Origin of the sequence: Clostridium swellfunianum (assembly GCF_023656515.1) — a bacterium.
GTDB lineage: Bacteria > Bacillota > Clostridia > Clostridiales > Clostridiaceae > Clostridium_AT > Clostridium_AT swellfunianum.
This window is the reverse complement of sequence record NZ_JAMOFV010000006.1, coordinates 4,713,414-4,726,310: the sequence shown is the minus strand read 5'-3', so window position 1 is coordinate 4,726,310 and position 12,897 is coordinate 4,713,414. Positions and strand designations below refer to the sequence as shown.

Sequence of the window (12,897 nt, the reverse complement as noted above, 5' to 3'; positions counted from 1 at the left end):
AAAATAAAGAATACAAATATTTTTAATAGTGATATAATTTAATTACTAAATCAAAGAAAGGTTGATGTAAGTGGAGATTATTAAATTTCAACAGTTTAGAGATAAAATTGTAGATAATATAGGCAAAGTAATAGTAGGAAAAAAAGATAAAGTAGAAAAGATAGTAGTTTCTTTTATATGTTCAGGTCATGTGCTTTTAGAGGACGTGCCTGGGCTTGGCAAAACAAAGCTTGCAAAAGCTCTTTCCAAATCAATGAACTGCAGTTTTAAGAGAATACAGTTTACTCCAGACCTCCTGCCTTCAGATTTAACAGGAATATATTTTTATAATCAAAAAAATGGTGAATTTGAATTTAGAAAAGGACCTTTATTAAGCCAAATTGTATTGGCTGATGAAATAAATAGAGCTACTCCAAGAACTCAGTCAGCACTTTTAGAGTGTATGGAGGAGAGACAAATAACTGTAGAGGGTGAAACTATTAAATTAAATAAGCCTTTCTTTGTTATCGCCACTCAAAACCCAGTAGAGCAGTTTGGAACCTTTCCACTGCCAGAAGCACAGCTTGATAGATTTTTCATGAGAATTAGCATGGGATATCCTGAATTTTCTGAGGAAAAGGATATTCTAGATAGATATATGGAAAAGGATCCACTAGAGGAGCTTCAGGCTGCAGTAACTATGGAAGAAATAGAATATGTTCAAAACAACTTCACAAAAATTCACGTGAGCAATGAAATCAAGAATTATATACTAGAGCTTGTAAGTGCTACGAGAAAGCATAAAAATATTGAGCTTGGCTGTAGTCCAAGAGCTTCATTAAATCTTATGAAGGGAAGTCAGGCTTTGGCAGCTGTACGGGGTAGAGATTATGTAATACCTGAGGACATAAAGGAGATGGCTGTTCCAATTTTAAGCCACAGACTTATTTTAAGAAATGATGTAAGCGGACTTATGGATAAGCCTGAGGATATTGTAGCTGATATACTAAATACTGTTAATTCACCTCTGGAAGAGATATAGTAAGACCTTAAAAGCTTTGTTTTAAAGCATAGGGCATATAGAATGGAGGTTTCAATGTTAGGTTATTTTGCATTTATTACAATGCTTATAGTTCTGCTTGCTTTAGCTGAATACACGAGAAGAAAGGGCTTTGACAAGCTTACTATATTCAGAGAGAGTGACAGGTTGGCGGTTAACGAAGGCGAAGAATTTAAAATAACAATAAATATAGAAAACAACAAGTGGCTGCCTATATCCTTTCTGCTGCTTAAGGAAAAAACACCTGGAAACATTGAGTTTAGTCTTGATGAAAGCTTTAATAAGTATACAGAGTTTAACTATCATATTACCAGATACAACATAAAGTGGTTTGAGAGAATAAAACGAAGCTACTCATATAAAGCACACAAGCGGGGCACTTATTTGCTGAAGGAAATTGAAGTATCAATAGGAGATATCTTTGGCTTCTTTTCAAATGATACTCAAATTTATGATTATCTTGAGCTCTTAGTCTATCCAAAGCTTGTTGATTTAAAAAATATTCAGTTTGCTACAACAAGCTTGTATGGAGATAGCATAATCAAGAGATGGATATACAAAGACCCTTTGTATATCAAGGGGATAAGAGAATATAGCATTGAGGATAGAATGAAGGACATTCACTGGAAGTCAAGCTTGAAGATGAATAAGCTTATGGTAAAGGACTATGATTATACCTCGGAAATGGAGCTTGTTATAATTGTGGACGTTCAATGCGGGGAGCTTTATTGGCAAAGCATAATACCAAAGGATATTGAAAGAGGAATCAGTGTGGGTGCCTCCGTAGCTAGACAAGCTATAAAGGAAGGCATACCTACTGGTATGGTTACAAATTCACAATTAACTTATTATGGAGATTCCTTCAGCAACAATGTAAGACCTGCACTAAACTCTTTAAAGGCTATTCTAGAGCTTTGTGCAAGAATAGACTATACTCCAAGGCTGAGCTTTAGTGAGTTTTTAAAGCAGGAGGCTAAGTATTTTACAAGAAACCGTACTTACTTAGTAGTAACCTCCTATTTAGGTTCAGAGGCTGCAGCACTGCTTTCAAAGCTGAGAAAAATGGGCTTTTTAATAAAGCTTTTAGACGTATCCTCTAAGAGTGATTTACCTCATATTGACGGCATTGAAAAAGCAGTTTATAAGGAGGTTGTGTAAGGTGAGCTGGTACAGACAAATTAAAACCTTTTATACAATAAGTATAAATATGTTTTTCTTCATAATTTGGGGAATAATAAGCAGCATCTTTTTAGCTAACAAGCTGGATTACAGGCTATATTTTGTTTCCTTGGCAGCTGCATTTTTGCTTCAATTGATAATGAACAGGTATGAGGATAAAGCTTGGCTAAAGGCCCTGCCAGCCTTAGCTGGAATTGCACTTACCTTTACAATCAGCAGGGGAATGCATTTCATTTTAAATAGTGTATTTATTGTTTTTATACTATATGTAACTAATAAAATGGAGAATGAGGATGTAAATTATGATGCCTATAAGGCTAGAGCAAAAAATACCCTTATTTTGATTTTGTTTATGGGAGCCTTACTTCCCTTAGTTGATATAGCTTTAAGCAAAAGCATTTTAAAATTTTACATCATGTATTTGATATCAAATGTTGTGGTTATGAGAGAAGCAAGGAGCTATTACTATAAGGTTAGAAATCCAAGAAGCTTTACCTTTAATGTGTTTATTTCGGTGGCTATACTGGCGCTTTCTATAGACATAGTATTTGAAAAGCTGCTTATAGTTATTAAATATATAATGTCTATTATAGGAGCAGCTGCTACTGCCTTAATAGATCTTATTGGTTTGATTCTGGCAAAGCCTTTACTATATGGCATAGCTAAGCTTAAAGCTCGTCTTCTAAAAACCATGGGAGATTCAAATATATCAGATATGTTGAACATGCAAGCAAGAAAAAAAGGTGACGTAGCCTTTGAAGTGGCTTGGGAGGATTCAACAGCCCAGATGTGGCTTTATAATGTTGCTAGAATTGTGGTAATAATAGTAGTTTTAATAGCTTTGTTTGTAATTATTTCAAAGTTCGTAAGCCTATATGGCAACAAGGAGACAGCTCTTGAAGAGAAAAGAGAAAAGATAAAAAGGGAAAAAAGCAGTAGACGAAGCGCTATTACTAGGTTTATCAAAAACCTTATAAAGCCAGGCACAATAAGAGAGCAAATACTAAATGTATATAAAAAATTTGAAGAAAAGACCTTTGAAAAAGGTATTTTTAAAAGACCTATGACAGCTAAACAGCTTGAGAATATAACTAAAGCCTATGTTGAAAATACAAATGGATTAAATCTTATGACAGACATATACAACGAGGCTAAGTTTTCAACTCATGAGGTATCAGAATCAGAACTTAAGGATATCAAGGAAAGCTTTGATAAATTAAAAAAACAGCTGTAGATTATAGAATTTAAACATTAATTTAGCATGTTGTCCTAGTTGCGTCTCTAATCACCGCGAGAAGGTATAAAATATGCATTATGAGCAGCTCGCTTCACATGAAGTTCTAAGGCTCGGAGTCGGCATAAAACCAAGTGTTTTCCACTGGGCAACTAAAGAGCGCTCGTTCCCACTCGCAAGTTGCCCGTTAAAAGCCATTTAGGCTTTTAACCTCCTTCTTCAAACAAACGAACAACACTAAGGTTTTATGCCGACTCCTTTGCCAAGAACTTCTAGTTATTTGCTCAATGCTCATTTCACATATTTTATACCTTCTCGCTAGGTTAGGTTTCAACTATCACAACAGGTTAAATTATTGATAATTAGGCTATGTTTAATAACTCTGTTGAAGTAAGCAGGTTATTTGGTCTCGTAGAAAACATTGAGCGAACATCAATAAGACTTGACTGCTTTTATGTAATTCTGCGTTAAAAAATTTTTACTGTTTGAGCGAAGCGAGTTTAAAAATTTTAGCAGAGTTATATAAAAGAAGTCTTAGTCTTATATGTGCAGCGAACGCTTTCCTAGAGAACAAATAACCTGCGTGAATTCAACAGAGTTATTAAACTTAGCCAATAATTAAAACCTATGGGAGCCATTGGCTCTTATTTTTTTGCATAAAAACAAAGCCATTTGCTAACCATAAACAGTGTCTATACGAGAGGAGCATAACAATTTATAATTGTTGCGTACTTGTGAGGAATACAGGAGGATCATTATGAGAAGCAAGGAATATATGAGAAAAATATATAGAAGATTTGCAGACTTTGTTTCTATTGCAGCAGCCAGAGAGCTGGAGTATTTTGTTATGGATTCAAAGTTTACTTCAAGCTTTAACTATAGAACAAAAAAGATGATAGAAGAGATAAAACAAGAGAAAAATGATGATATAGAATTCAGCATTTTATTTAACACAGATGGTGAAATTGCTCTAATTGACGCCAATATAATAGGTCGATATATAGGGAACAACTACAATGTAACTATAGAACAGTACTATAAGAACGCTTCCCTGAATAAAATAATTAGAGATGTTATAAATGGCAGTGAAAAGTCACAAAAAGATTTTATAACAGTGTCTTATTCAATTTTATATCATACTATAGACACTATCTACAGCGAAATAAGATGCAAAAAGGATATTGTGGATAATTATAAGAGAGACTACCTGTTGACAAATTATGAGGAAGACGATATCGGAGCTGTTATTGCCTGTGTATTAATTATAGAAGATATTTGTAGATACATAGGAATTAGAGAAAATTTAGTGCTGCAGGCAGTAAATGAAGCTGTTTTCAAAAAGAAAATATAGTCATTTTTGCTATATTTTCGACACAATTATAAGCTTTATGCCAACTTTAAAGCAAAAAATAATAACATCTAGTAGAATAGCTGACAGCATAGTGGAATCTTTGTCATAATATTGAGATAAAAAAATATAAAGCACATCTACCATACGACAATATTCTCATGTGCATAATGTTAATATTGTGATAAAGAAAATCTCAGGGGGTGAAGAACTGTTCTGTAGCGCTATTTTTAAGATAGTTAAAAAATTATCCACAACTGTTAACAACAATTGTTAACTTTGTGGACAAGTTGGCGAGCTATAGACAGAGTTATATGATGATAGTAGAAAGCATGGTAAGAAACGAAATTTGTGAAGACATGAGAAAAAACTATTTTTACAGACTAACCAAAGATAAGGTTTCTTTAGATTTAGGTTCAGATGCTATGGAAGTTCAGTCCTATGGCATTGAGATAGAAAGACAAGATATATTAAATAATTCGATAATTAACATAGAGCGTGACAGCGTGAAAAGCATAAGCCCACACAGACACAAGGTTCACAGCCTCCTAAAGCTTTTATATGATCACTGCGTATCTCCTGTTCATCTTGTAGATGTTTTAGGTGATTATATAGATGAATACATAGTAGACTTTGATGAAGCTTTAAAAGAAATATCAGCTTACTAAAAGAGGAATCGGATTCCTCTTTTTTTTATTCTTCAAATATTATTTTCCACACCGCACTAGTTCTTTATCCCCAGCCGCCGTTAGGTTTGCAAATAATAATGCCAACTAGATATCTTCTTATCAAGATATCGCGATATCACGAAAAGAAGATATCTTGATTTCATGATAAATTTTTAAGTAACTCAACATATACAACTCTTGGCGAAATAGGTTTATATAGAATAATAGATACCTATGAAGTTTAAGATATTGCAAAAGCTGCGCAAAATAATAAGAAGTATTAATCAGAACCCGCAGGGCATTGTATAGGACTATAGAACTAATAAGACATAAACTCACAGAACGTTTTGGATATCATTATGATTATTTCAGAATCGCAGATAGCATGCCTATATATGTTTGTAAGTTTGGTAGAGCAAGGTTTCAAAAGACGTATTAATATTGTGTGTTTTTTAGATAAGCCTTGCTAATAAAGTAAACACATAGAAGAATTGTCGAAATTGCAAATAAGTAATTTGAGCTTTGACCTAACTTATTTATTATCAAATTAACCATATTTTCTGAAGCCTCTTTTTCTTTATTATAATCATAAGCAGCTTGAGCTTCACTTATTTTATATATAAAATTCCAATTATTTTTTCCGTCATAATGCCTAATTAAAAGGTTTTCTGTTTCAGGTTTATTATACTTATAATGTATATATGATCCTTGAAGTCCTTTAGTTATTTGAATATAATACAATCCATTATTATTATGCTTATTAAATTCATCAACCAATTGAGTGATTTCATTCTGAGTATTTTCATCAATGGATATCATATTTTTTATTTTTCTTTCTATACTATCAATCATATATATTGAAGTACTCTTATCATATCTGTTTATAAAGCTATTGACTACGGCAGCTGACTTAAATATGCTGGCAACAATAAATACAAATGTAGCAAATTTTATAAGCAGCTTTATAAGTTTTTCTTGCCTTTTAAGTATAGATTTCAATTCATTTTTAACAGACTTTTCGTTTCCGAAATTTGACATTGCTCTATCAATGCTTTGTTCCTCTGTTAATCCTTGTTTCTTTAAATCTTCTACTTCATCATATAAATGATTCTTAGTTTCTTCTTTCATAATTATTATTTCTTCGTTTTCCAGATCAAAGTTCTTGTAGATTTTGTTAATATAGTCATCAATCCTCTTCATATTGCCTTCCCCCCATAAAATTATCCAAAATTTTTTTTAGAGAACCCCACTCTAAAGAATTTTTCATTAAGCTTTCCTTTCCATCATCGGTAATGGAGTAATATCTTCTTCTCCCTCCGTTTGTTCCCTGATTATCGCTCCAATACCCTTTAAGAAACCCTTTCTTTTCCAACCTTTTTAATGAAACATAAAGTGTTGCTTCTTTAATCTCAAATTCTGCATTTGATTTTTCTTTTATTTTTTTCATAATCAAATATCCGTACATATCTTCGTAATACAATGTTGATAAGACAATTGAGTCAATATACCCTTTTAGAACTTCTTTATCGAATTCCACTTTAAAACTCCTTTAATTTTATTATGCACATTTATATTATATTACATATTACTATATAATATAAAGTAGCATACCTATATTTTGCAAAGTAATATTATCTCATTATAACTAATTCAAATAATTAAAAGTCTTTCAATGATATGTATTAAGACCGTTTAGAACACGAATTAGTAACTGCTTATATGAGTATACGCCAGTAATATATAAGAGTGCATTGTATCGTAACTAAGAAGATTATAATTAATTAGTTATTGATAATTTTTGAGCGGCTATGTATATTACTTCATACAGACTTGAACTAGAGATAAGTGGTTACTAAGTTTATAGGAATATAAATGAATATAATACATATATTTGCATGGAATTATTTGTATGATAAAATAAGATTGTATAAAATATAAGAAAGGAGACAAATTTGTATAAATTTTAAATTCAAATAAAATATGATGGGGGATTAATTTATGAAAAGATTTAAAAAAATAGTGACATATGTTTTGTTGGCTACAGTTATTATTATTTCAGGAGATATAACTAAGGTATCTGCAGCAAGTAAATATCAAGAGTTTGTAAAAGATAGTACGGGTAAACTAGTACATATTAGCCAGATAGAAAAACAAACAAATTATATCTATAGGGATAATTCTTTAGAAAGTGAAATTGCTTTAAAAAAGATTGAAGCGATTAGAGTTAATAATTCATCAATAACACCCGCTTTTATAACACCTTATGCAACAGATCCTGGTAATGGCGGTGGTGGAATTAATGTTGGTATTGCATGGGCTTATACTGCAAATAATAGAACAGATGTTAATTGTTATGGTTATGCTGGAAATTTTGGTTTTGCACTAAACCCTGGTGAGGTTAAAGGTTATAAATTTTCTTCCGGTTTACCAGTTAAAACTATTGCTAACTATATTATGTATGATATGCAGTCAGCGGGGAGAAGTGCAAGGATAATAAATCAAGCTGATGTAATATATAGTAACGAATATAGAATAGCTATTAGAACAGGGGAAAATACAAAACATTGGGATTATCATGTCGTAATGCAATGTAGCGACGCTGGTTGGTGTGATAAACCAGGACAAGCCCCTTCCAGATATCTTGGTCAAATTAATCCGAGTACGTATAGCTGGGATTTTAAATATAACAACGGTACGGTGGAAAAAAACTTCTATAATAGTGAAACTATATACTTAGCAGTATCAAAATTCTAACGCATAATCCTACTATATATATGATTAGAAAAAACTCTTCATGAGAAATAAACTCTAGCAAAGTTATTAAAGTTACTATGAAAAGCCCGTTATTATTTCTAATTTTCTTAAAAGATTAGAGATGATAATGGGCTTTATTTTCGTTTAAAGTTGCTGCAGGTCAGAATAAACTCATAATAATGAGGAACTAATAATTCATCTACAAGATTACAGATAACTATTTAGGCATTGAATAAATAAAAAGATGTATAGGACCAGCTAGAAGTAGTCAATGCTTTTTTAAATAACAATATTACAAATTATATTCTTATAAAAGAGCATGACAAAAAACTATTGCTAAATATGAATAATAGACAAATATGGTACTTGCTTTAGTGTAACTTAAAATGCTTTACGTTCTTGATTATTTAAGTACATTGGACTGTGTATTTTAGGAGAGCGTAGCTCGTATTCCTTTTGAAGATTATTTATTTGTTGGTCTAATGCTTTAATCATAGATATGTTGGCTAGTATCCTAACAGACAGAGCATCGAAGGAATTTCTATAATAACAGCATCAGCTTCAGCATTATTTAGTTTTTTAAATGTATATTATACTTATGACAGTTCGGACAACCTTGTTTCTATGAATTTAAATGGTGTAGAATATTACTATATAAGAAATGCTCAAGGAGATATAATAGGTTTATTCAATAAGAATGGAGCTACAGGTGCTTCTTATACCTATGACTCTTGGGGTAAGTTAATCAGCATTAAAGATGGTAGTGGTACTGATATAACCAATAATACATCAAGTGTAGGATATAAGAACCCTTACAGATATAGAGGGTATAGGTATGATACTTTTTATCGTAGTTCAAGAATTATGGCAAGAATATAAACCTAAAAAGGATATTGACTTAATAATACAAAAGAATAGGAATAAATCTTTAGTAAATAACAAGTTTATGATACAATAATTGCAATAAGTTGCAATGTGAAAGGGGTAATTTCATAATGTTGCCACAAAGAAAAAGATATACTTATGATGAATTTTTAGAAATTACTAAAGATATAGATCGAGCAGAATTTATTGATGGTGAAATAATTATGCAAGCTACGCCTACGGCTCAGCATCAAAGCATAGTGTTAAATATTGCAAGTGAATTTAGAAGCTTCTTCTTAGGCAAAAGTTGCAAGCCGTTTATAGCTCCTTTTGATATAATTCTTCAAGATGGGACTGAAGAGATAAAGAGAGTGCAGCCAGATATAAGTATAATATGTGAACACAATCTAATCAATGAAAATCAGTTTAAAGGAGTACCAAGTCTTATTGTGGAGGTGGTTTCACCTTCAAACGCATCTGATGATTATGTTAAGAAGTTAAATCTGTATATGAAATTTGGAGTAGAGGAATATTGGATCGTAAGCCCCAAAAATAGGACGGTCCAAATATTTAATTTAGAAAACGGAGTGTATGGAGAGCCTAAAATATATTTTGAAAAGGATATTGTTAAATCAAGTATCTTTGAAGATTTATCTATAGGGCTTAAAAGTATTTTTGAATAAGGCAGCTTAAGGGCTTATCTCTGGAAATTTTAATTACCTGAGATAAGCTTTTTATCTTACAGTAGTATTTGGGGTGTTTTTGCCAAGAATAGCAACACTTAAGCTAAGTTAAATAAAGCTATAAAATGTTAACCGTCCCTAAAATTATTTAAACCTAAAAGAAAAAAATTAGGGCAAATAAGGATAGTAAATGTTAACCGTCCCTAAAATAAAACCTAAAACTATGATAAAATATAAGTACGAGTCGCAATAAAAACGGAAGCTGTATTTCTAAATATACAGCCTAAAAATCATTGCATTAGCAAGTTTGACTACTAGGACTAACTAGATATCTTCTTATCAAGATATCGCGATATCACGAAAAGAAGATATCTTGATTTCATGATAAATTTTTATATGGTTTTATTTACAAGCCAATCGGTTAAAATATTTTATGTGCAGCTAGAAGCGGCATAGGCTGGGGATAAGGCACTAAGTTCTTTATCCCGCAGCCTGAGGCATTTTTACTGTGCGCTACACTTAAAGGGGGGAGATAAATGATTATCGGGGTTGGAGTAGATATTGTTGAGATTAGAAGAATAGTAGAAGCTATAGAGAGAAACGAAAACTTTATAGATAAGCTTTTTGATAAAGAAGAAATTGAGTATTTAAGGAGCAGGGGAATGAGGCCGGAGTATGTTGCTGGAAGATTTGCAGCAAAGGAGGCTGTGTCAAAAGCTCTTGGTACTGGAATTAGAGGCTTTAGTTTTAAAGATATAGTAATAGATAGAACAGCACTTGGAAAACCTATTGTTGTACTAAAAGGAAAGGCTAAGCTTTTAGCGCAAAAAAATGGTAATTACAAAATACATATAAGCATTTCACATGGACAGGATAGTGCAATTGCCTATGCTGTTTTAGAAAGCGTTGGAGATGAGGAAAAAAATTATGAAGCTGGCAACAGGAATGGTAATGAAGGAAATAGATAATTACTGCATAGGAGATTTAAAGCTGCCAGGTATTGTTTTGATGGAGAATGCAGCTCTTAAGGTTGTTGGTAATCTTGATTTGAAAAATATTAACTGCTTTGCTGTAGTTTGTGGAAAGGGCAATAACGGAGGAGATGGCTTTGCAATTGCAAGACATCTAGTAGTATTAGAAAAAAAGGTAGAAGTTTTTTTAATTGGCACAAAGGAAGGCATGAGTGAGGACTGCTTAACCAACTATAATATACTTTTAAATATGGGTGTAAATATTACAAAAATAAATAATGTTGAGGATGTAAATGAGCTTAGAGATGCCGCTGCAAGATGTGAAGTAACAATAGATGCTTTGTTTGGAACAGGACTAAGCAAAAATGTTGACGGAATATATGATATGGTTATTTCTGTGATAAATGAAAACAGCAGCTATATCCTATCGGTAGATGTGCCTTCAGGCTTTAACAGCGATACGGGAAAAATTATGGGTAATTCCATTAAGGCAAATAAAACTGTCACCTTTCAGCTTTATAAAAAGGGCTTTTTAAGCTATGGCAGCGATAAATATACAGGTGAGGTAATTGTTGAAGCCATTGGTGTTCCGCAGTGGGTTGTAGATAAGTTTCATGAGAATGAATTTATAGTAGATAGACAAATGGTAAAAGAAAAGCTTCAGGTTAGGGATAAGTATGCTCATAAGGGCGACTACGGAAGAGTTTTGATTGCTGCAGGTTCAAAGGGCTTTACCGGTGCGGCTTATATATGTGCAGAATCTGCCGTAAGAAGCGGTGCAGGGCTTGTTACTTTATGCTGCAGCGAAGATATTCAGCCTGTATTAAGCGCTAAATTAGTTGAAGCAATGACTATAACCTTTAAGGAAAGAAACAGATTGAAAGAAGCTGTTGAAAAATGCAGCGCTATTGCAATTGGGCCAGGAATGGGAAACAATGAAGAAACCCTTGAGGGTGTTAGATATGCTCTTAAAAATTCCTCATGTCCTGTAGTGATTGATGCAGATGGCATAAATGTTTTAAAGGATAATCTTGAGCTTATAAAAAACAGAGAAAACAAGGTGGTTTTAACACCCCACTTAGGCGAGATGTCAAGGATAACTGGCTTATCCATTGATTATATTAAGCAAAACAGAATTGAGGTTTCCCAGCAGTTTGCTAAAGAGTATGGAGTTGTTGTTTTGCTTAAAGGCTACAACACAGTGATAACTGATGGAACTATTACAATGATAAATCCAACAGGAAACAGTTCCATGGCTTCTGGCGGCATGGGAGATTGTTTAACTGGAATAATAGGTTCCTTTATTGGTCAAGGCTATAATCCATTGGAAGCAGCCTATCTTGCAGCCTATGTTCATGGCTATGCTGGAGATAAGCTTTCTGAGAAGATGTTTTGTGTTAATGCAGAACACGTAATTGAAAATATACCTTATGTGATTAAAGAACTGCAGCAGTAAAATAATCAAGAATATATAGGAAAAAAAGTGAATAGTATTAATAGAGAAACTCGATATTTTTGGAGGATGGAATGAGTAGAAAATTATTAATACTATTTGCTGTATTTATTGGAATGGCTGCTTTGCTTTCAAGCTGTAAAAGTGGACAAAGAGATCCTAACGATATTTTATATTTCTTAAAGGAATTGGACAGTTACAGCACCGATTTTGTTATGGAAACAAAAAATGACAAGCAGACTATAAACCAAGAAGGAAAGCAGTTTTATAATAAACAACAAGGCTATCGCTTAGAACTTGGACAAGATAGAATTTTCATTCATAAGCCAGATAAAATATATGTACAAGATGTCAAAAATAACTTTAAATATACTTTGGACAAGGAGTTTAACAGCGGCTATAAAATAACCTTTATAAATGAGTACATAAATCTTTTATATACTAACGAAGAGATAAAAATTGATTTTAAAGATGTTGAAGGAAAAAAGTATCAGCTGATAGAATTATTGATACCAGGCGGAAACAAAGATACAGCTAAGGCTGTTATGTATGTAGAGGTTAAAACTCGCTTGCCTGAATGGGTAATTGTATATGATGAAAAAGAAAATGAAAGAATAAAGATAACTTATAAAAATTTTCAAGCAAACCCAGAACTTAAGACTGAATTATTTAAGGTAGAATAAGCTTAGCAGTAATAGACGTAC

Annotated in this window: 13 protein-coding genes and 1 pseudogene; 12 read left to right on the top strand and 2 right to left on the bottom strand. The window is 32.4% G+C overall.

Annotation, left to right across the window (positions count from 1 at the left end; all coding sequences use genetic code 11):
- Positions 1-70: 70 nt before the first annotated feature.
- The 6 genes and pseudogenes from NBE98_RS22225 to NBE98_RS22640 all read left to right on the top strand — a co-directional run.
- Positions 71-1,021, top strand: a complete 951-nt coding sequence (locus NBE98_RS22225; RefSeq protein WP_250817371.1) for an AAA family ATPase — start codon at positions 71-73, stop codon at positions 1,019-1,021.
- Between the two features lie 54 nt (positions 1,022-1,075).
- On the top strand, positions 1,076-2,197 hold the full coding sequence (locus NBE98_RS22220; protein WP_250817369.1) for a DUF58 domain-containing protein: 1,122 nt from the start codon (positions 1,076-1,078) through the stop codon (positions 2,195-2,197).
- A 1-nt stretch (position 2,198) separates the two neighbouring features.
- Positions 2,199-3,452 (top strand): hypothetical protein, encoded by a 1,254-nt coding sequence (locus tag NBE98_RS22215; protein ID WP_250817368.1) that lies wholly within the window; start codon positions 2,199-2,201, stop codon positions 3,450-3,452.
- Positions 3,453-4,209: 757 nt separating this feature from the next.
- Positions 4,210-4,803, top strand: coding sequence for a hypothetical protein (locus NBE98_RS22210; protein ID WP_250817366.1), 594 nt, complete (start codon positions 4,210-4,212; stop codon positions 4,801-4,803).
- A gap of 311 nt (positions 4,804-5,114) precedes the next feature.
- A complete protein-coding gene (locus NBE98_RS22205) occupies positions 5,115-5,468 on the top strand; it encodes a DUF6514 family protein (protein ID WP_349305971.1) in 354 nt (117 codons plus the stop codon).
- A 286-nt stretch (positions 5,469-5,754) separates the two neighbouring features.
- Positions 5,755-5,904 (top strand): annotated as a pseudogene (locus NBE98_RS22640) (IS982 family transposase); the annotation flags it as partial.
- Here NBE98_RS22640 and NBE98_RS22200 read toward each other — a convergent pair.
- Positions 5,904-6,668, bottom strand: coding sequence for a permease prefix domain 1-containing protein (locus NBE98_RS22200; RefSeq protein ID WP_250817364.1), 765 nt, complete (start codon positions 6,666-6,668; stop codon positions 5,904-5,906). The pseudogene NBE98_RS22640 and the gene NBE98_RS22200 overlap by 1 nt on opposite strands.
- Entirely contained in the window at positions 6,655-7,005 is a 351-nt protein-coding gene (locus NBE98_RS22195) for a PadR family transcriptional regulator (RefSeq protein WP_250817362.1), read from the bottom strand. Before NBE98_RS22195 ends, NBE98_RS22200 begins: the two co-directional genes overlap by 14 nt.
- Before the next feature lie 461 nt (positions 7,006-7,466).
- Here NBE98_RS22195 and NBE98_RS22190 point away from each other — a divergent pair, with 461 nt between their 5' ends.
- The 6 genes from NBE98_RS22190 (at position 7,467) to NBE98_RS22165 (ending at position 12,876) form a co-directional block, all read left to right on the top strand.
- The gene (locus NBE98_RS22190) at positions 7,467-8,222 is read left to right on the top strand and encodes a hypothetical protein (RefSeq protein ID WP_250817361.1); all 756 of its coding nucleotides are present in this window, start codon (positions 7,467-7,469) and stop codon (positions 8,220-8,222) included.
- Positions 8,223-8,846: 624 nt separating this feature from the next.
- A complete protein-coding gene (locus NBE98_RS22185) occupies positions 8,847-9,101 on the top strand; it encodes a hypothetical protein (RefSeq protein WP_250817359.1) in 255 nt (84 codons plus the stop codon).
- Between the two features lie 116 nt (positions 9,102-9,217).
- Complete coding sequence (locus tag NBE98_RS22180) at positions 9,218-9,769, top strand: Uma2 family endonuclease (RefSeq protein ID WP_250817357.1); 552 nt, start codon at positions 9,218-9,220, stop codon at positions 9,767-9,769.
- A 536-nt stretch (positions 9,770-10,305) separates the two neighbouring features.
- On the top strand, positions 10,306-10,737 hold the full coding sequence (gene acpS, locus NBE98_RS22175) for a holo-ACP synthase (protein ID WP_250817354.1): 432 nt from the start codon (positions 10,306-10,308) through the stop codon (positions 10,735-10,737).
- A complete protein-coding gene (locus tag NBE98_RS22170; RefSeq protein WP_250817352.1) occupies positions 10,697-12,196 on the top strand; it encodes an NAD(P)H-hydrate dehydratase in 1,500 nt (499 codons plus the stop codon). The genes acpS and NBE98_RS22170 overlap by 41 nt, the downstream gene beginning before the upstream one ends.
- 71 nt (positions 12,197-12,267) lie before the next feature.
- Positions 12,268-12,876, top strand: a complete 609-nt coding sequence (locus tag NBE98_RS22165) for a germination lipoprotein GerS-related protein (RefSeq protein WP_250817350.1) — start codon at positions 12,268-12,270, stop codon at positions 12,874-12,876.
- Positions 12,877-12,897 lie beyond the last annotated feature (21 nt).